Raw genomic sequence first — 20223 nt, forward strand, 5'->3', positions numbered from 1 at the left:
ACGTATGCGCACTAGGGAGGACCGGCCACGATGACCAGCAGGCGGCGGAGGTTGGCGGAGCGCCGGAAAGCGTGTGGGTTCAATCAAGAGGAATTCGCGGAAGCGGTTGGCGTTGACCGCTCAACAGTGCAGCGTTGGGAGAAAGGAAGCAGCGGTCCGCAACCGTGGCAGCGACCAAAGATCGCTAAGGCGTTGGCCGTTACGGCGAATGAACTTGACGCGCTGCTAGTTCCCGACGCATACGCGCCGCCGCAACCTCCCGGCCGTTGGCTTGCTGTTGCGCCTGTGGGTGGTGACGATGAATTCGATGCTCTCGAACTGGCTCGGCGGGTATCGGCAAGCGACGTGGGCAAGGAGACATTGAATCGCCTAGAACAGGCGTTCGATGAATTGGCTATGAAATACCCGGTCTCCCCGCCACAGGAACTGTTGGAACGGGTCCGCAAACACTCGGCTTACGTCTCGCATCTAATGGATGCGCGCATGACGCTTGCGGAACAGCGCCGCCTTTACGTGGTCGGCGGATGGTTCCAGCTATTGGGAGCCACGCTGCATATCGACCTGAACCAGGAGCACGCGGCTACGGCCCGTTTGCAGACAGCGGCAGTACTCGCGCAACATGCCGAGCACCGCGAAATTGAGGCGTGGTGTTACGAGACGGACGCTTGGCGTGTCCTCACGGATGGCGAGTATGGCCGCGCGCTAGAGCTGTCGAAGATTGCTCAGGAGCTAGCGCCGGTCGGGAGTTCGGTTGCCATTCAGGCGACAGCGCAAGAGGGTAGGGCGAGCGCGCGCCTCGGTGAAGGCCCCGGAACCTACGCAGCCATTGAACGTGTGCAGCGCATGTCTTCCTCGCTCGTTCCACGGAAAGGCACGGAGCACCACTACCAGTACGACCCCAGTAAGGCGCTGGCGTACACGGCAACAACGCTGGCTTGGGTCGGAGATCCGGCGGCGGAAGGATACGCGCGGGAAGTCATTGCGCGACTTGCCCCCGCTGACGACGTAGAGAAATGGCCGCGCCGGGTCGCGTCAGCCAATATTGATTTGGCGTTGGCCTTGCTCGGTGGTGACCGGATAGACGAGGCATGTAACTCGGCGCAGCGGGCCATACTGTCCGGCCGCATTGTCCCCTCGAATCACTGGCGCGCGCTAGAAGTTGTCAAGGCCGTTGAGACTCGACAACTCCCGGAAGCCTCGGATCTCCGAGAGGCGTACCAGGGATTGAAAGCCCTCCCGAGCGGAAGCTAGGAACGCAAGAAGCCCCCGACAGCCGCGCGGCCATCGGGGGTCTGGAGCACCCCTTGACGTTCAGGGGTGGTTGGCGGATGCGGCGCGCAGAATCTCACGGCCGCCCGCATGCATCGTACAGTCGTCCGTGCCACCGGATCGAAGGCGGCGAAACCCTTGGGGCGCCTGGGGTGAGCCTCGCGGCCGGCCGGAATAGCGCCGAAATCCGAAGGTGGCCCAGCGGGATTGCGTCACGATCCGTGTTCAACTGCGGTCCAAGGGGCTTTGGACGACCCCATATCCCGTAGCGGGAGTCAGGTGCCAGGACCCTGCGGTCTGGAAAGGTAGCGAAAAGGGGTACCGGGCCACCCCTTCCAGCGCTGAAAGTCACCATTGAATGCAAGGCGGCCACGCACAGGCGCACAGATGCAAGCATGATTACAGCGAACGGTCGTCAATTACTGCGCCGCTTCAGCGGCCTCCTGGCGCTGCCGCCTTTCCTCGTTGAACTCCCGCTGAAAGTTCCTCAGTTGATCGGCTCCACTGCCGTCCGTCGTATTCCAGCGCACTAGGTACTCGTCCCGCTTGGCTGCGTCCTCGGCGGGCATCTCGACCCCCTCGAACAGGGGCAGCGTCTGGCAGTGGCATCCACGGTGGAACTGATCCGGTTCCATGTAGTCCGAATAGGCCGCACCCCGGCTTGCGATCATCGCGCAGAATCCGCATGGGTCGGCGTCGGTCTTGCGGTACCAGCCGATCACATCCGGGTCATTCTCTCGGGCCTCGGCCAGCGCGTCACGGCCCCCGGACTCAGCGAGCCGCCCGGCGTCCAATGCGAGGTTGCGCCCGGCCTTGGTCATCGTCTCGTTGAGGTCAGCGAGGAATGCCGGATCGTCGAGCCGTCCGCGCTGGAGTTCCTTTCGGACTGGTGCAGTGTGCACGTAGTACGACGCTTTGGCCTGCGCCGCTTCGGCGTCCCGGTCCCGGCCTCCCCAAAGGTCATCCGAAACGGGGTCGGCTGTGGCCAACTGCCGTATCTGTTCGTGGTACTTGACCCCTTCGGCGTACGAGCGGGAGCGGTAGTCATCGACCATTGCGAGGAACTCCCGCGTCACAGCGGAAGAACCCTCGGCCGCACGCTGCGGAGTAAGGCCGCGCCACCAGGACGCGACCCTTTCCAACAGGCTCGCGGACACTTCCACTTGGGCCTCTTGGTAAGCCAGTGAGGCAGCGTCTGTCTCACGGCTCATGAGAACCGGTCCCGGTTATCACGCTGGACCCGTGCGGCAATCTTGCTAGCGAATCCGCCCTTGGCTCCGTCAGTCGGGTCAAGCCCTCCTGCACCGAGAACGCCACCATTCGCCGGGGCGAACCTGGAAAGGGTCTCGGCTTCCGCCGCAAGGTCTTCCGCAGTCTCGCCCCGCAGGAACCCGGCCAGTTCATCCGGCAGGCTGAATCGGCGGGCGACGCGCTCACGTTCTAGCGCCACCTCGGCGGCCTTTACACGGGCCTCGGCGTCATCCAACTGAGTGTTCAATTGCTGGCGTAGATCCTCAGAAGTACGGAGCGCTGTAGAGGCTTGCTCCAACTCGGCCCGGAGGGAATCCAGCGAGGGGCCCTCAATGCCCGCCTCCGGGGCGGAACCAATCTCGGTGACCGATTCCACCTCCGGGGCCTCAGGGAGGCTCACAGCGGGCTCCTGCGGCGCCTCCGAAGCGTTCTCAGTCTCATCCACGCTTCGCCCCCGTCTTCATCACCGCCGGGGCCGCAAGCTTGAGGCCAACCGCGCGCTGAGCATCCAGAGCCGTTGCGCCTACGAACGCCTCAACAATGCTGCGCTCCTGGCGCTTTTCAACGTCAAGGCCCATCCACCAAGTCATTGCATAACCCTGGTTGTTGTCGTCCATTGCCGACGCCCCCTGAGCCGATTCGGGCTTACGCGGCGCGACAATGGCAGCGGCGAATGCTTCCCGAGTCATAGCGACGGCGCCCGTGATGTACGGGGTCATGTAGACATCAAAGCCATGGAGGCGGCCCACGATTGCGTCACGCAGCGCGGATGGCGAACCAGCAGAATCAACCGACGAAAGGTTCGGGTCCATGAGTAGAGCCCGCTTCACCTTCGGGTCCACCACCAGGACACGCGACTTGGCGTCAACCTCCCGAGTGTCGAGAATTTCGCCTGCCTCGGTCACGGCATCACGCGGATTCGCCGGATCAATCGTCAGTGTGCCAGCATTGATAGTCGGCTGAATCACACCGGCAATCGTCTTCTCAATGAGCTTGGCCGCACCGGCGACCTGTGGAGCCAGGACCTGAGCCGAGAAACTTTCGACGTTCAGCGTCATGTCCTTGGCGGTCAGCTCAACGCCGTTCATTGCGTGAGTGGTGAGCTTGACCTGAACCGTCTGCTCATCAAGCGACTTGGTGACAGCGGAAGTCGATCCGGTAAAAGGCTGAGCCTCAATCACACGCGGCACTCGCACACGGACCCACTCACCCCGGCCACCACCAAACTCGGATTCGACGGAGCGGAAGACCAGACGACCTAGAACTAGCTCAGCCTTGAGCAGTGAAGCAGCAGTCTGGGCTACCAGATCAGTAGTGGCAAGAATGTTCGCCATTGTCAGACCCCCTCAGAAAGAACGGTGTCGGTCGGCTGCGCCTTGCGGTAATCGGTCACGATGTTGAGCACAGCGATAAGGCCGTGAACCGATTCGCGTACATCGTCGGCCGTCACGAGGTCATCACAAAGCAGCTCAACCGCAAATAGGCGGTGAGAATCGAGGGCGGTGTACGGGCCAGCAACAGCGCCCGTGCGGTACTGGTCGAAGGCGTGACGCGCATCGGCCTTCAGGAGATCAGCGGACATGAGAATTCCAATCAGGGCATGAAAAAGCCCCCTTGCTCGCTCGGTCTCGGCATAGACCGCAGCAGACAAGGGGGCTCCTGGTGAGAAGTGCGCCGCACCGTATGCGGGCCCAAGCTCACCGAAGTTCAGGGGAAATTGCGGATGCCGCCGCAAGAGGCGGGAGCGACCACCCCTGAACATTGAGGGGTGATCGGCGCGCCTGGGTGATGAATTGCGCGCGAGTTCTCCACTACCTACGAGGTGAGTGGGTTAAGCGGCCTGACAGCGAGGGAGGGGCGGCGCTGTGTGTCAAGTGCTGTTCCTGGGAGTGGGTTTGGCTTCCCCTCTAAGTGCCTATAGCTGACCTACTTCTCTATCTGAAATCAACACTCACAACATAAGTCCTGGTCAGAGAGGGGCTAGAGGGATGTTGGTTCGTTCTAGAGTGCTGGCACCCCTCCCGCTGTGGTGGTCGGCGGCCGTAGGCTCCATTGCTGACGCATCGTAAGATATGGATTACCGGCTAAACCGGAGTGCTCAGTTCCGGCTATTGGGTGCGCTGGCGTGATCCCCTCTGTGCGCCCGTCTGCCGCCTTTCGGGTGCTCGCGCCCCACGGAGGGGCAGAGAGCCGCTCACACGCCCGCCTATGGCTTCCTGGGGGTAAGCGAAGGGCCCCGCCCGGATCGCTCCGAACGGGGCCCACTGGTCTGCCCTACGCGACCTTTGCCGCCTTGTGGCGCTAGAAAGTGCCGTCTCCCCTTTCGGGCCCCTGAATGGATGCGGCGTACCAACGGCGGGGCGAACCCTCGGGCCACACCGTGACCATGATTCCGAACTCTTCCAGGATTTCGCGTCGTGCTGCATCGTCGGCGGCCTTGTTCCAGTCGTCCTCAATGGTGCGGCCGGTAGGGCGCTTGGTCATGCCGGGTTCACGTATCGGCTCTTGGCGCAGTGCAGACAGTTCGGCCGTCATCTGCGCGTACCGAGACCTGAACCATTCGGCATCGTCCGGTGAGTCGTAGAGCCCTGCCTCACGGTCAGCGCGTAGCCGCTCCTGCGCCGCCTTAACCTCTGCGATTCGCTCAGGAATTCCGTTACCGGGGTCGTAGACGGTTTCCATGATTTGAGCCTCACCCCACTCTGCGAGGAACCACCCTGTGACGGAGGCGTCCAGGATTGATGCCGTAATTGTGGGCGCAGGTCGGCAGTTCTCGGCGCCGGGGAAGCCTCGCACACGCGCAACGCATGCATAGGTCTTGCGCTTGTCGCCGTTTTTAGGTCTTCCGGACGCATTCACTTGCATGCGATACCCACAGCCGGGACACAAGATGCGGCCGGATAGGAGACGGGAACCCTTCGGGGCGCGAGGAGCGGGCAAGGGACCTTGTGCGTTGTCGTCAAGTATCGCGACCAAGGCAAGGTGCATGGGGTAGTCCCACAGTCCCGCCAATGGCTCACCGTTAGCTCCCGGTAGACGTACCGGCTTTCCGTCGTCACCCATAACAGGCGCTTCGCCGTGCATGAGATAGCCCAGCGCTGCCTTGCTGCGGAGCATCTTGCGGAGAGTGGAACCGTGCCACGGTGACCCCTTGGGTTCCTTGCCGTACAGAACGCGCAAGTAGTCGTTGGGGGACAGTACCTTTTCCCGCGTGAGGCGTGCGGCCTCGGACCATGGCGTAATTCGCTTGGGGTTTTTGGCGATGCGCTGTGCAACGTTCGTGATTTGCGCGTACGACTCGGGCGAATGGCGCACATGGTCAACCTTGCCGTTCGGCGTCAAACGGACGTACTCAAAGCCGTATGACGGCTTCCCGTGCGGGCGTCCAGTGTTGCGGGCCTTTTGCGACTGGTCGCGATTCCGGCGCTGGATACTGCGCAGTTCCATTTGTGCGCCCCACGCCTGCGCAATGAACTGATTTTCGTCGTTCGGGTCGTTTAGATCCCAAGGGCCTTCGTGCCCGTACGTGATCAATAGCTTGTTGGTATCCCGCATCATGTAGCCGGTGTTCAAGCAGTCCACGAGGTTGCGGCCAATGCGGTCAACGGCGGCACCGGCGATCCCGTTGTACGGGCCCATCTCGTTCCGCAGCCAGGGACCGAGCTTGGGGCGCGTCATGGGGTCCGTGGCGCCGGATACCTCCCAGTCGTCGGCCCATGCGATCACGTGCCCGCCCACGGCCTCCACGACGGCAAGGACGTGGTCCCTCTGGCGTTCCGGGCTTGATGTGGCGTCAGTCTTGCGGGAGAGGCGGCGCACGCCGACAAGGCACTTTCCGCATCCGTCGTATGGGCGCTCAATGTCCACGGGGTGACCCCTAGCTGTGCAGGCAGACGGCTTCCACGTCCCTTGAGGGGTGTGTGTTAAGCGGTTCTTCCTGCACGGCAAGACCACCCTGACCGCCGCCATCACCAAGGTCCTCGCCGACCGCGGCACCGGCACCTTCGTGCCGTTCGACCGCATCGACCGGGCCCCCGAGGAGGCCCAGCGCGGCATCACCATCAACATCAGCCACGTCGAGTACGAGACCGACACCCGCCACTACGCGCACGTCGACATGCCCGGCCACGCGGACTACATCAAGAACATGGTCACCGGAGCAGCCCAGCTCGACGGGGCGATCCTCGTCGTCTCCGCGCTCGACGGGATCATGCCGCAGACCGCCGAGCACGTCCTGCTCGCCCGCCAGGTCGGCGTCGACCACATCGTCGTCGCTCTCAACAAGGCCGACGCGGGGGACGACGAGCTCATCGACCTCGTCGAGCTGGAGGTCCGCGACCTGCTCTCCGCGCACGGCTACGGCGGCGACACCGTACCGGTCGTCAGGGTGTCCGGCCTCAAGGCCCTTGACGGCGACCCACGTTGGACCAGTTCCATCGAGGCGTTGCTGGACGCCGTGGACACGTACGTGCCCATGCCCGAGCGGTATGTGGACGCGCCGTTCCTGCTGTCCGTGGAGAACACCTTCACGATCACGGGCCGGGGGACCGTGGTTTCGGGCGCCGTCGAGCGCGGCGTCGTCAAGGTCGGCGACCGCGTCGAGGTGCTCGGTGCGGACACCGAGACCGTCGTCACCGGCCTGGAGACCTTCGGCAAGCCGATGGACAGCGCCCAGGCCGGCGACAACGTCGCGCTGCTCCTGCGCGGGGTGCCCCGTGACGGGGTGCGCCGCGGGCACGTCGTGGCGGCGCCCGGCAGCATCGCGCCGGCGCGTCGGTTCAGGGCGCAGGTGTACGTCCTGCCGACGCGGGACGGCGGCCGCTCGACGCCCATCACCACCGGCTACCGGCCGCAGTTCTACCTCCGCACCGCGGACGTCGTCGGTGACGTCGACCTCGGCGAGGCCGCCGTCGCCCGGCCCGGCGACACCGTCACCATGACGGTCGAGCTCGGCCGCGACATGCCCCTGGAGGCGGGGCTCGGCTTCGCGATCCGTGAGGGCGGGCGGACGGTCGGTGCCGGGACCGTGACACAGGTTCTCGGCTGAACCGTCCGGCCCTGGTGGGTGCCGGGTCTGCGGGTACGCAGGTCCGGCACCCAACGAAGCGGCGGCTCGGGCGTTCACGCCCTTGGCCGTCGTGCCGCTCGTAGAGTGGGTGGTGCTGGTGGGGCCGCATCGGGGGAGCGACATGGCAAGAGTGGTCGGCGTGGACGGGCACCCTTCGTATCTCCCGCGCGGGGACGTCCTGTTGATGGGCTGGCACGCCGCCCTGTCGGTGGGGTTGGCGGCGGCTGGAGCGCCCGAACTGCCGCTGGGCGACTTCACTTTGGCTCACTTCGGCGATCTTCGGATCGAGCAGGGCCTCCGCCTTCTGCGGAGCGCCGAACTGCGCGAGGTCGCCCGGCAGCGGGTCCTGGCCGAGATCGATGACGACACCGAGGTCGTGGTGGCCCACGGCATCGGCTCGATCGCCGCGTACGAAGCCCTGTGTGCCGTACGCGCTCCGGGTGTGCGGGCCCTGGTCACGCTGGGCTCTACGCTCGGCCTGAACGAGATCTTCACCCGTCTGCAGCCCACGCCGGACCCCACGGGGGCCTGGCCCGGCGATGCCTCGCTCGCCTGGACGAACATCGTCGACATCACTGACGTACAGGTCCCGGTGACGGACCTCCGTCGCCTCTTCGGGGAGTCGTTGACCGAGGTGCGCGTGCGCGCCGTCGAAGGCAGCCGGACTCACCGGACCGTCGTCGACTACCTGACGCACCGGCGTACGGGAGAGGCGGTCGCCGCCGGGCTGGGTGTCGGCCGGGGCGAAGGTGAGGCGGGATCGGGGGACGGTGGCGGGGCCAACTCCCGATCGCAGGAGGGTACTTGGGGTGATTCGGGCCTCTACGTCGCCCCGGCCGGACGGCCGCCGCATCAGGACGGCGGTGTCGAGCTCGCGTCCGACCGGTTGCTGCGCAGCCGGCTCGCGACGCGGGAGGGCAGCCGCGATTCGTCGCGCTTCGGGCTCGGTGCCGGGCAGGCGGCGGCCGAGCGCCAGCGGAAGCTGGAGCTGATCCGTACGCCGGTGATGTCCGGCCATCGCATCGCGGTGCTCAGCCTCAAGGGCGGCGTGGGCATCACCACGACCACCCTGGCGCTGGGCGCCACACTTGCCTCCGAGCGCCCGGACAGGATCCTCGCGATCGACGCCGACCCGGAGGCCGGCACCTTGGGGCGGCGGGTGCGGCGCGAGACCGGTGCCACCCTCCGTGACCTGGTGCAGGCGATCCCTCAGGTGACGAGCTATGCGGACACGCGCCGCTTCACCTCGAAGGCGCCGTCCGGGCTCGAGGTCATCGCCAATGAGGTGGACCCGGCGGTCTCGACGGCCTTCAACGACCAGGACTACCGCAGCGCGCTCGATGTACTCGGCCGCCAGTACCCGATCATCCTCACCGGCTTCGGCGCCGGTCTCCTCCACAGCGCGATGCGCGGAGTGCTCGACCTGGCCGACCAGTTGATCATCATCGCGACCCCGTACGTGGACGGCGCGAGCTCCGCGTCGACGCTGCTGGACCAGCTGTCGGCGCACGGCTTCGCGGATCTCGTACAGCGGTCGATCACCGTGATCTCCGGGGTGCGCGAGACCGGCAAGATGCTGAAGGTCGACGACATCGTGGCGCACTTCGCGACCCGCTGCCGTGCCGTGCAGGTGGTGCCGTTCGACGAGCACCTCGCGGCCGGCGACGAGGTCGATCTCGACATGATGCGGCCCAAGACCCGCGAGGCGTACCTCGACCTCGCGGCGCTGGTGGCCGAGGACATCGCGCGCGTCCAGCACGGCCAGGGCGTCGACGTACCTCCGTACAACCGGCGGCGACGTCGCTCCGGCGGCATCGAGGGCTTGACGCTGGCGGAGCTGCAGCAGGTCGCGGCGGGGCTCGGGATCAGGGGCGTCGCCCGGCTGCGGAAGAGCCAACTGATCGCGGTCATCAAGGAGGCGCAGGAGGGCCGCGGGGATGGCGCAGCGGCAACTTCGGGGGCGGGCGACCGCGGGCGGAAGCGTCGGCCCGACACCGCCGAACGCACCCGTCACCTGCCTGAAGCGGAGGCAGCGGCCGGTCACTTGGCGGATGCGGATGCGGATGCGGAGGAGGAAGAGGCGGAGGAGGAAGAGCCGGAGCACACGGGCGAGTTCGCCATGGTCCACGAGCCACGTGCCTGGTACACGGGCATCGTTCCCGCGGCCGCCCCGGACCGAGTCGCCTCCGCCGGCGGCACCCCCGAACGGGCAACCGGCCACGTGAGCGACGCGGACAGCCCGGACGACGCCGACGCCGAAGGCGTCTCCTGGAGGCGGACCCGGACGGCCGACTGGGTCATCGAGCCGCCCCAACCAGCCCCTCCCAAAGAGGACTTGGGCACCGAAGGCGGTTCGACCGAGCCGCGCCGGCTGGTCGCCGAGCTGCCCGAGCAGACCTCGCCCGGACGCGAGGTGCCCCTCCATGTGCAGATCGTCCGCGGCGACGACCGGGGCGTGCAGCTGAGGTCCTTCTACGTACCGCGCGCCGGGGCGCGGGTGTCGATCACCCTGCACGCTCCTGGCCTGGTGGTCATCGACGAGCTGCAGCAGGAGCTGCTGGTCCTGCCGGGCCAGGACTCGGACGTCCTGCGGTTCCGGCTGAAGGCCCCGAGGCCGGGGCTGCACCAGGTGACCGTGCGTGCCTTTCGCGGCGGTACGTTCCTGGGGGAGGTCCGCTGTCAGATCTCGGTGGGGCACGACAGCGTCACGCGCGACGGGCCACAGCGCCACGCGGCGCTCCCCTCCATGGCCTTCGACCCGGGCGAGATCACGCTGCAGGTGCTGAAGGACGAGGCCGCGGGCACCTTCAGCTTCCAGCTGATCAGCGAGAGGTTCTACGCGCCGGAGACCTTTCACTTCCGGGCCGGCGATCCCCGCCAGGCCACCGAGCAGATCTACGCCGAGTTGCGGAAGGCGGCGAGGGCCGCCGCCGCGGGCGGAGGCGACGGGGACGCGGCGCGGTTGCGGGACCGCCTGCGCAATCACGGGGTGCAGCTGTGGACCTCCGCCGTCCCACAGGCCGTGCAGCAGCAGTTCTGGCAGGAGGCCGACCGGGTCACGGCCTTCACCGTCCTCGGCGAGCACGACATCGTCCCCTGGGAGCTGCTCTACCCCTTGAACGAAGGGCGCGAGGACAAGGGCTTCCTGGCCGAATGGCTGCCTGTGGTGCGTCGGGTGTTCGGGCAGGACAGGGTGCGCGAACTCAGCCTGCCGGGCGTCGCGTTCGTGGTTCCCCCGGGCTCACCCGAGGACACGGGCGAGGAAGTGAAGGCGCTCCGGGCCCGGTTGGGTGCGGCGGTGGCGGACGCCGGTGTGCTCACCGAGCGGGCCGCGCTGACGGCGCTGATCGAGGGCGGGCACGCCGGTCTGCTCCACTTCGCGTGCCACAACGCCTTCACCGGCAACGGCTCGTGCGTCACGATGGCCGACGGTCCGTTCGACCCGATCGACCTGGCGTCGGCCGCGCAACTGCGCAGCCTGCGCGCCCATCGGCCGCTCGTGTTCTTCAACGCCTGCCGAAGCGCCGGCGAGATCGACTGGTTCGGCGAGAGCCTGGGCTGGGCTCCCCAATTCCTGACCGCAGGGGCCGGTGCCTTCGTCGGCACGCTGTGGCCCGTGCGGTCGCGGTCCGCGCTGCAGTTCGCCGAGGCCTTCTACGACCGGTTGATCACCGGCCGGCAGCCGCTCGGCCAGGCCTCGCTCGCGGCCCGGCAAGCGGTGCGCGATCTGCACGGCGGCGATCCGGCCTGGCTGGCCTACGCCGTGTACGGCAGCCCGGCCGCGACCGCGCACACCACCACGGACAGCACCGCGTACAGCACTACGTAGAAGGAGAAGTACGTGAAGGATCCGGTCTTCGTCATCCACGGTGTCGCCAACCGTGACCGGGAGGAGTTCGCCTCGGCCGTCACCGCGCTGAGCGCGGCGGCGGAGGTCGAGATGGTGCCCGTCCACTGGGGCGACCTCGGCGCGCAGGAGCAGTTCATCGACGCCGCGCTGCCCTCGTACCGGGCCGACGCGGACACCCTGCGCGACGGCGGGGAGCCTGCCCCCGTCTCCCTGGACGACCCGTTCGCCACGTCCCTCTTCCCCGAACCGGTAGACAGGCAACGCCAGTTGGCGCAGATCGAAGCCGCCCTGCGGGAACAGCTCGACGCGGAGGGCGACGACGAGGACGGCGGGGGCCTGCGCGACAGCGGCAGCGGTGGCTCCCGGCTCGACGCGGAGGACATCCTCGACTACTTGGCGGAAGCATGGTCCGGCACCCAGTGGCTGTGCCGGACCGACGACGCCGCCCTGCTGCGCGAGACCGGGCGCTCCCTCGCCCACGCGCTCCTGGACGAGACCGCGACCGGCACGGACGACCCGTACGACGGGCTGCGCGGCCCGGCATCCGACGACCCGGGCCGCCTCCGCTCCCTGGTGCGGCGTCGGCTGCGCGACCTGGACCGAGTGGCGGGCGCGGCCGTGCAGGCGGTGGGCGCACGCCTCAACCACGCCGTACGCAGCCGATTCGGCCCCGGCACCACACGCTTCCTCGGCGACGTGCTCGTCTACCAGCGCCACCGAGATGCCGTGCACGCCCGGGTCCGGCAAGTCATCGACGAGGTGGACCCCGGCCTCGGGCGCGGTCCCGAGCGGCCGGTACGCATCGTGGCGCACAGCCTGGGCGGGGTCATCGCCGTCGACATGGCCACGTCCACCGTCCCGCTGTGGACCGAGTCCCTGGTCACCTTCGGTTCCCAGGCCGCCTTCTTCCACGTGTGCGATCCCAGGGGAGGGCAGCTGAGCCCCTACGGCGGCAGCGCGCCGGTGGAACTGCCGGCCTCGCTCGGGCGCTGGACCAATCTCTGGGAACCCCTCGACGTGCTGGCGTTCGCCGCCGCCAAGGTCTTCCAACTGCACGACGGCACCACCCCGGTGGACATCCCCGTCGCCCACCGGGCGAGCACCGGCATGTGGACCCATTCCGCCTACTGGGACCTGCCCGACGTCGCCGCGTCCATCGGCAAGGTCATGCGCCAGGAGTGACGTGCCGCCCGCGGCCCGGCAGGGCCCTAGGGCCTGTCCGGCGGATCTTCGCGGGCCCACGACGCCTGGCACGCGCCCCCAGCCTCCGGCCGGGGGTGCCCCCGCTCGCCGCACGCCCGAATCACCCAAGTACGTCCAGTACGAGGGCGATCCGGGCGCACGCCGAGAGCACGCACCAGACGCCGCGGGCTCTTCCGCGAAGATCCGCCGGACAGGCCCTAGCCCGCCGTGACCCGCGCCGCCGGGCTTCCGTACACCGCGTACGCCAGCCAGGTCGGGTCACCGGCGTGGTCGCGGATGGCCTGGCGCGCCTTCATGGAGGCCTCGCCCAGCGGCAGCCGCTCGGTGACCAGGTGGTCGTAGAAGGCATCGGCGAACTGCAGGGCCGAGTCCGAACGCACCGGCCACAGCGTGCCGACGAACGCGCCCGCGCCCGCCTTGAGGAACTGCGGCGCCCACCCCAGGTTCGCCGAGTACCAACTGATCTGGCCCGCACTGCGGCAGGCGTTGAAGAACACCAGGGGCCGCGTGGCGCGCAGCGCACCCGCCCGCCGGGCGTACGCGAGGTCCATGGGGTCGAACCGGCCGTCCGCCATGGCGACGCGGGACCCGCTTTCGGTGAAGGAGTTGTGGCAGGCGAAGTGCAGCAGCCCGGCCAGCCCGCTGTTGACCAGGTCCTGGACCTCGGACCGGCGGCTGAGGGTGCCGCCGTCGGCCATCGTGGAGCCGAACTTGGCGCGCAGCGCGGCGACTTCCTGCTCCGCCTCGGGCGGCGACCCCGGTGGCACCACGAACGCGGCCCGCGACAGGGCGAGTTCGCGCACCCGGTCCTGGCCGAAGACGCGGCGGACGATGGGCAGCCATTCGGCGAGGAACCCCTCGCCCTCCTGGTCGCCGTCCAGCGGATAGAGCAACTCCCACGGCACCACGTCGTGTTCGCCGAGGACCGTGAGGGCGCGAATGCGGTGGGCCTCCTCCCAGAACTGCCGGCGGACCGCGTCGGGCACCGCGTCGCCCCACAACGACACCCCGAGGTTGCGCAGCCGCTCCCGCACCCGCCGCGCGTCGGCGCCACCGCCCGCGGCGGCAGCGGTGTCCCGCAGCTCCTGGTAGATGTTCTTCGTGGCACGCTCCGGGTCGCCGGCCAGCAGACGGAAGGACTCCGGGGCGTAGCTGGTCTCGCTGAGCAACTGGAAGCTGTACGTGCCGTCTTGAGCCTTGAGTACCTGCAGCGTCGCCTCCCCGGGGTCGAAGGCGAGCGAGTCCAGGGCGGCACCGCGCGGCGGCCCGTCCCGCGCGGGCACATCGGCCTCGACGGAGATCTGGACCCGGATCTCCCCGAGGAACGACCCACCGTGGAACGCCCGCACCGTGACGGTGTGCAACCCCGTCCTCGTGGTACGCAGACCGAACCGCAGCACGTCCGAATCCTTGCCGGCGCTCACGGTCAACTCCTGCTGCAGATCGCCCAGTGCGAGGAGTCCCGGGGCATGCACCGTGATCAGCAGCCGGGCCCCCTGAGCGGGCAGGGCGAACCCGCGCAACGCCACGCCGGGGCCGCCGCCTCCGCGGGTGACCTGCACCTGCAATGGCACCTCGCGGCCGGGTGGCGCCTGTTCGGCGAGCTCGGCGACGAGCCGTCGGGGCTCGGGCTGTGCGTCGGGTGCGGTGTCCCGCTCCAGCAGGTCATCGATGCTGATGTATCGGTCGTCCCTCGAGTGCTTGAGGAACGAGCCCGCGTCGTCGCCCTGCGCGAGTTGGTCGAGAAGCAGTTCGTAGGCGGCGATCCGCTCCTGCTGCAGCCGCTCGTCCGCTGCGTCCTGCGCCTCCCGTCGCGTGCTGTCGCGCCGCACCTCCCGTTGCCCCTCCATCCGTCGGGGAGGCACCTCCCGTTCCTCCTCCATGGAAAGGGGCCGCACGTCACGCTCCCGGGCCGGCGTCGCCCGCTCCGTCCGGAGCCGCGGGTGCCAGATCACTTCGAGGCCGTAGTCAGTGCCCATTCGCTCCAACTCGGCGAGCTCACGCAGCAGTTGCCGCTCCACTCGGTCGCTGTCATCGACCGAAAACCGCCGCGTGACCGGCAGCGCGGCGCACCGGAACTCTCGGAGGAGCAGCCCAGGCACATCACGTTCCCCGCTCGCCACGAAGCGGACCGGATCCGTCACCTGCCAACCCGCCTCGACCGCGACGTCGAACTCCAGGGCGCCGTCGGCGGACGGAAGCCGCAGGTCCGCCGTGAACCGATGGCGGCCCACATCCACCTCGTACACGGCGACATACCGATTCGCCGCGACCCGCACGCGCGACGGTCGCTCCGGAGGCATGTACGAGTCGTAAACACCCTGCGAGTCGACGAAGACCAGGGCGCGGTCCGCGCGGGCGGCCGGGAAGCGGGGCGGCCCGTAACGCGACAACCGGTGCACGGTGAGCACCGGATCGATCAGTTCATCGGCCATGCCGCCCATCCCCCCTCGGCCGGTAAGGCAACAAAGATGAAGGCCTACCGGAGAATGATGGCCCATCAGCGGTCTTCCGGGCCGCCAGTCGGCCAGAGCGGGGGACGGGCAGGCCATCTGTTCCGTTCCGCCGCCCGCTCTGCATACTCGGCAGCACGTACGCAGCACGTACGCAGACCGGGCGCGCAGAAGGAGCGGACATGGGCGACACGGCACTTGTTCTCGGAGGCGGCGGGCTCACCGGCATCGGCTGGGAGATCGGGATCCTGCGCGGCCTGGCCGACCAGGGCCTCGACCTCAGCACGGCCGACACCGTGATCGGCACCTCCGCCGGGGCGGTCGTCGGCGCCCAGATCACCTCGGGCCGGCTCGGCCTCGACGCGCTGTACGAGCGCCAACTGGCCGCCCCCAAGGGCGAGATCGCGGCATCCATGGGCGCCGGGATGTTCGCCCGCTACGCCCTCAACGCGCTGCGCTCGCGCACCCCGGAGGCGTACGGCAGGCACCTGGGCAGGATGGCCCTCGCCACCCGGACGGCACCCGAGTCGGCCCGGCTCGCGGTTCTCGCCCAGCGGCTGCTCTCGCACGACTGGCCCGAGGAGCAGCACCTCGTGATCACCGTCGTCGACGCCGCGACAGGCGCGTTCAGGGCCATCGACCGCGACAGCGGCGTCAAGCTGGTCGACGCCGTCGCCGCCAGCTGCGCCGTGGCCGGCGTCTGGCCGCCCGTCACCATCGACGGGCGCCGCTGGATCGACGGCGGCATCCGCTCCTCCGCCAACGCCGACCTCGCCGCCGGCTACGCCAAGGTCGTCATCGTCGCCCCGCTGGCCCTGGGCGGCGGCCCGCTGCCCACCCCCGCCAAGCAGGCGGCGGCCCTGGCCGCCGCCGGGGCCCGCGTCACCCTGATCACCCCGACCCGCGAGGCCCGCCGCGCCTTCGGCCGCAACGTCCTGGACCCCGCCCGCCGCGCCCCCGCGGCGCGGGCCGGACTCGCCCAGGCTCCGGCCCACGTGGACGAGGTCGGCAAGGTCTGGACGGGCTGAGAGCCTGGCTTTGCACCCCCGGGGAATTCCCCGGGAGCTCCCCGAGAACGTACGAGCGGCACAATGGAGCGGTGGACGAACCGATACCCGTGACGCGCGCCGTGGACCACGGCACCGCCAAGCTGATGCCCGACGTGGACCGGGCGCGGGCCTGGCTGCTCACGGTGGACGGGGCGCCGCAGTCGTATGTCGACCTGGACGATCCGACGTACCTCGAATTCGAGTACGCGCGCCGCCTCGCCCATGTCCTGGACACGGCGGCCGACGACGGGCGGGCGCTGGACGTGGTCCATCTCGGCGGCGGTGCGCTCACCCTGCCCCGCTATCTCGCCGCCACCCGGCCCGGCTCCGCGCAGGACGTCGTCGACGCCGACCGGGGGCTGCTCGCGCTGATCGCCGAGACGCTGCCGGTCGACCCCGCGCTCGACATCCGTACGCACGGCGCCGACGCGCGCGGCTGGCTGGAGGCCGCGCCCGACGACAGCGCCGACGCGATCGTGGCCGATGTCTTCGGCGGCTCTCGGGTGCCCGCGCATCTGACCTCGCTGACCTACGCGCGCGAGGCCGAGCGGGTGCTGCGGCCGGGCGGGGTCTATACGGCGAACCTCGCGGACAGCGCGCCGTTCGCGTTCCTGCGGTCCCAACTGGCCAACTTCCAGGCGGTGTTCCCCTACCTGGTGCTGATCGCGGAGCCCGCCGTCCTGCGCGGCCGGCGCTTCGGCAACGCGGTGCTCGTCGCCGCCCACCACGAGCCGGACATCGCCGCGCTCAGCCGCCGCTGCGCCGCAGACGCCTTCCCGGCGCGGGTCGAGCACGGACCCGGGCTGCGCCGCCTCATCGGCGACGCGAAGCCCGTGCAGGACGAGGACGCGGTGGCCTCACCCGAGCCGCCCGACGGCGCCTTCAGCATCGGCTGAACCGGCCGGCACCGCGTCGGCTGGTCGCGCCGCCGGGGACGGGGCGGCCTTGGTGACTTCCTTCGTGCGCCGGGTCAGATTGCGCACGTCCGGTACGAGGAGCACCGCCGCCGTCACCAGGACGACGAGCCCGGCGCACCCCCACAGGGCGCTGCTCCGCCCGAACGCGGTCTCGGCGGGGCCCGCGAGGGCCATGGCCAGCGGTGCGAGGGACACCGAGCCGAACCAGTCGTAGGCCGAGACCCGGGAGAACTTGTCCTCCGGGATCTCCTGGTGCAGCGCGGTCATCCAGGCGACCCCGAACACCTCGATGGTGACGCCGCTGACGAACATCACCGCGACCAGGACACCCACCGGGGCAGGCACCGCGAGCGCCGCCGAGGGCAGCGCGAGCGGGAACACGCACAGCGTGCCGACGAGCAGCATCCGCCGCGGCTTCCAGCGCATCATCAGCAGCGCACCCCCGACCGTGCCGAGGCCGAAGGCGCCGAGGGCAAGCCCCCAAGGGGCCGGGCCGCCCAGCGAATCGCGGGCCACCAGCGGCCCGTACACCGCCTCGGCGGTCCCGACGACCGCGACCACGACCGAGAACTGCAGCACGATCGACCAGAGCCAGGCCCGCCCGATCACCTCGCGCCAGCCCTCCCGCAGGTCGGCGAGCAGGCCGCCGCCCGCCTCGCTCCTGGTCAGGGGAGCCACGACGAGGAAGGCCCGCAGTGCCCCGGCGACCGCGAAGGCCGCCGCGTCCACCGCGAGCACCCAGCCCGGCCCGATCGCCGCGATCATCGCCCCGCCGAGCGCGGCACCGCCGACGGCGGCACCCTGCATGGCCATGCGGAACAACGCGAAGGCGCGGCTTGCCTGTTCACCGCTGACGCTGGACAGGAGCATGCCCTCGGCGGCCGGGTTGAAGAAGGCCTGCCCGGCGCCGCCGAGGGCGGTGAGCAGCATCATCTGCCACAGCTGCGGATCGCCGGCCAGGACAAGGACCGCGAAGACGCCCTGCGAAAGGAAGTTGACGGCATTGGCGGCGACCATCACCCGATGCCGCGGCAGCCGGTCGGCGACCGCCCCGCCGATCAGCAGGAACAGCACCAGGGGCAGCGTGCGGGCCATGGCCACCAGGCCGACGTCACCGCCGCTGCCGCCCGACTCGAGCACCGCGAACGCCGCCGCGATCAACGCACCGTGGCTGCCCAGGTTCGTCACGACCGCGGCGGCGGTCAGCAGGGTGTAGTTGCGGCCTGCCCAGGAGGGCAGGCGGAGCCGGGGGGAGGGGGCTTCGGTCACCGGAGAACTATCGCCGCTGCACTTCGGCCGCGCCAAACGGTTTACCGGCCGGGGCGCGGCAACAGGCCCGGCCCGTCAGGAGCCCTGCGGTTTGCCGGACAGCCGGACGCTGCCGAGGATCTTCTCCATCGTCGCCTTGTCGAGCTCGTCCTCAACACCCGCGACGCCGTACAGGCTCCAGACCGTGTAGTCGTTGTCGGAGTTCTTGAAGGCGAAGGAGACTGCCTTGCCGTTGGTGGTGCAGGACTTCATGTCCGTCTTCACCTTGGTCGACTTGGCCCAGGAAATACTGCCTTTGAGACCGGAGGAGCTCGTGAAGGGCTTGGCCTTCCCGATCTCGATGTTCTTGTCGTCCGGCTGCGTGTACGGAGCGTAGATCCACCAGCCGACCACGTTCTCGGCGGCTTCCCCGGTGTTCTTGGCGCCGTTGGCGCCCTTGGTGCCTGCCTGCGCGAGGTGGGTGGTGATCTCCTCGTCGTCCTCGTCGTCGTGGTACGTGCACCAATCGTCCTTGAGCTTGGCGGTGCCCGAGTGCGTGATGAGGACCTTCTCGGGGTCCTTGTCATCGCTGTACTGCGTGTTCACGTCGGGGTTGGCGACCACCCAGCCCGGCGGAACGTCGTACGCGACGCCGCGGCGCGGGTTGACCACGACCTGCCAGCCGGGAACGACCGCCTTGACGTCGGGGCTGTTGCCGCGCGAGTTCTCTTCCTCGGTCGGGTCGGCGGTCGGCGACTTGGGTGCCGAGGAGGTGGGCTTCTTGCCGCCGCCCCCGCCTGCCTCGTCGTCCTTCTTGTCCTTGTCGCCGCCGAGCACCAGATATCCGGTGACACCCGCGGCGATGACGACCGCGACCGCCGCCACCACGGCGATGACCGTGGTCTTCTTTCGGCCGCCGCCGCCACCCTGCGCGGGCGGGGGCGCGGGAGTGCCGGGCATGGAGGGCACGTTCCACTGCGGTGCCTGGCCGGGCTGCTGCTGAGGCGGCTGGCCGGCCTGCTGCGGGTAGCCCGGCTGCTGCTGATAGCCCGGCTGTTGATACGGGTTGGGCTGCTGGTACCCCGGCTGCTGGTACGGGTTCTGGTTCGGGTCCTGCGGGTTCTGCTCGCCCCCGGGCGGCTGCTGTCCTGGCCACATGGCGAGTAACGATAGAGGTGGCCGGTATCGGCTGCCACGGCCGCCCCCGATTGTGACCACCCGGACACCCCAGCTGCGTACGAACGCGGACGAAGCGGCGAAGCGGCGTCGGGGAGGCGCCGGCGAAGTGGCGGGAATCGGAATCCGGCGGGGATGGCCAAGAGTGATTACTCATGGGTAACATCCGGTGTCATGAGCGCTGACCAGATGTCCATCGGCGAGATGCTCGCCGCCACCGTGCCGATGGCCCGGACCCTGAACCTCGAGTTCGCCGAGACCACCCCCGAGCGTGCCGTCGTACGGCTGCCGGACCAGGCGGACTACCACAACCACGTCGGCGGACCGCACGCCGGCGCCATGTTCACCCTGGGCGAGTCCGCGAGCGGGGCGATCGTGCTCGCCGCCTTCGGGGAGCAGCTGTCGCGGGCCGTGCCGCTGGCCGTGCGCGCCGACATCGCGTACAAGAAGCTCGCCATGGGGCCGGTCACCGCCACCGCGACGCTCGGCCGCCCGATCGCCGATGTCGTCGCCGAGCTCGACGCGGGGGAGCGCCCCGAATTCCCCGTCGCCATCGCCATCCAGCGCGAGGACGGCGCCGTGACGGGTGAGATGACCGTCGTGTGGACCCTGCGTCCCAACAGCTGATCCACCGCGACGGCTGATCCACCGCGACAGCTGATCCACCGCGGACGACAGCACCGCCCACGGCCCATGCGCCGGTCGAGCCTTGAAGGCTCGACCGGCGCATTTGTCATTT

The 20223-nt window shown here is 69.0% G+C and carries 14 protein-coding genes and 2 pseudogenes; 8 read left to right on the top strand and 8 right to left on the bottom strand.

Annotation, left to right across the window (positions count from 1 at the left end):
- Positions 1–30: 30 nt before the first annotated feature.
- Positions 31–1251 (top strand): helix-turn-helix transcriptional regulator, encoded by a 1221-nt coding sequence (locus OG430_RS42965; RefSeq protein WP_327358089.1) that lies wholly within the window; start codon positions 31–33, stop codon positions 1249–1251.
- A gap of 437 nt (positions 1252–1688) precedes the next feature.
- Here the strand turns inward: OG430_RS42965 and OG430_RS42970 are convergent, their stop codons facing one another.
- The 5 genes from OG430_RS42970 to OG430_RS42990 all read right to left on the bottom strand — a co-directional run bounded on the left by OG430_RS42970 (position 1689) and on the right by OG430_RS42990 (position 6387).
- Positions 1689–2480, bottom strand: coding sequence for a VG15 protein (locus OG430_RS42970; RefSeq protein ID WP_442816661.1), 792 nt, complete (start codon positions 2478–2480; stop codon positions 1689–1691).
- The gene (locus OG430_RS42975; protein WP_327358092.1) at positions 2477–2920 is read right to left on the bottom strand and encodes a hypothetical protein; all 444 of its coding nucleotides are present in this window, start codon (positions 2918–2920) and stop codon (positions 2477–2479) included. The genes OG430_RS42970 and OG430_RS42975 overlap by 4 nt, the downstream gene beginning before the upstream one ends.
- Positions 2921–2957: 37 nt before the next feature.
- The gene (locus tag OG430_RS42980; protein WP_327358093.1) at positions 2958–3854 is read right to left on the bottom strand and encodes a P22 phage major capsid protein family protein; all 897 of its coding nucleotides are present in this window, start codon (positions 3852–3854) and stop codon (positions 2958–2960) included.
- A 2-nt stretch (positions 3855–3856) separates the two neighbouring features.
- Complete coding sequence (locus tag OG430_RS42985; protein ID WP_327358094.1) at positions 3857–4171, bottom strand: hypothetical protein; 315 nt, start codon at positions 4169–4171, stop codon at positions 3857–3859.
- A gap of 650 nt (positions 4172–4821) precedes the next feature.
- Complete coding sequence (locus OG430_RS42990) at positions 4822–6387, bottom strand: recombinase family protein (protein WP_327358095.1); 1566 nt, start codon at positions 6385–6387, stop codon at positions 4822–4824.
- 73 nt (positions 6388–6460) lie between these two features.
- Between OG430_RS42990 and tuf the strand changes: the two are divergent.
- The 4 genes and pseudogenes from tuf to OG430_RS43010 form a co-directional block, all read left to right on the top strand.
- Positions 6461–7567, top strand: a pseudogene (gene tuf / locus OG430_RS42995) (elongation factor Tu); the annotation flags it as partial.
- 883 nt (positions 7568–8450) lie between these two features.
- Positions 8451–9359, top strand: a pseudogene (locus OG430_RS43000) (MinD/ParA family ATP-binding protein); the annotation flags it as partial.
- A 51-nt stretch (positions 9360–9410) separates the two neighbouring features.
- Positions 9411–11417, top strand: coding sequence for a CHAT domain-containing protein (locus OG430_RS43005; RefSeq protein WP_327359458.1), 2007 nt, complete (start codon positions 9411–9413; stop codon positions 11415–11417).
- A 12-nt stretch (positions 11418–11429) separates the two neighbouring features.
- On the top strand, positions 11430–12620 hold the full coding sequence (locus tag OG430_RS43010) for a hypothetical protein (protein WP_327358096.1): 1191 nt from the start codon (positions 11430–11432) through the stop codon (positions 12618–12620).
- 218 nt (positions 12621–12838) lie between these two features.
- Here OG430_RS43010 and OG430_RS43015 read toward each other — a convergent pair whose 3' ends face one another.
- Positions 12839–15076, bottom strand: coding sequence for a CHAT domain-containing protein (locus tag OG430_RS43015; protein WP_327358097.1), 2238 nt, complete (start codon positions 15074–15076; stop codon positions 12839–12841).
- Between the two features lie 200 nt (positions 15077–15276).
- Here OG430_RS43015 and OG430_RS43020 point away from each other — a divergent pair, with 200 nt between their 5' ends.
- Together OG430_RS43020 and OG430_RS43025 are read left to right on the top strand one after the other, a co-directional pair.
- Positions 15277–16122: a patatin-like phospholipase family protein gene (locus tag OG430_RS43020; protein ID WP_327358098.1), complete on the top strand. Its 846-nt coding sequence runs from the start codon at positions 15277–15279 to the stop codon at positions 16120–16122.
- A gap of 71 nt (positions 16123–16193) precedes the next feature.
- Positions 16194–17039, top strand: a complete 846-nt coding sequence (locus OG430_RS43025) for a spermidine synthase (protein WP_327358099.1) — start codon at positions 16194–16196, stop codon at positions 17037–17039.
- Here OG430_RS43025 and OG430_RS43030 read toward each other — a convergent pair.
- Complete coding sequence (locus OG430_RS43030; protein WP_327358100.1) at positions 17001–18329, bottom strand: MFS transporter; 1329 nt, start codon at positions 18327–18329, stop codon at positions 17001–17003. The genes OG430_RS43025 and OG430_RS43030 overlap by 39 nt on opposite strands.
- A gap of 75 nt (positions 18330–18404) precedes the next feature.
- Positions 18405–19466, bottom strand: coding sequence for a hypothetical protein (locus OG430_RS43035; protein WP_327358101.1), 1062 nt, complete (start codon positions 19464–19466; stop codon positions 18405–18407).
- A 192-nt stretch (positions 19467–19658) separates the two neighbouring features.
- Here OG430_RS43035 and OG430_RS43040 point away from each other — a divergent pair, with 192 nt between their 5' ends.
- Complete coding sequence (locus OG430_RS43040) at positions 19659–20111, top strand: DUF4442 domain-containing protein (RefSeq protein ID WP_327358102.1); 453 nt, start codon at positions 19659–19661, stop codon at positions 20109–20111.
- The last annotated feature ends 112 nt before the right edge of the window (positions 20112–20223 follow it).

It is taken from the genome of Streptomyces sp. NBC_01304, assembly GCF_035975855.1.
In the GTDB taxonomy this organism is placed as follows: Bacteria; Actinomycetota; Actinomycetes; order Streptomycetales; family Streptomycetaceae; genus Streptomyces.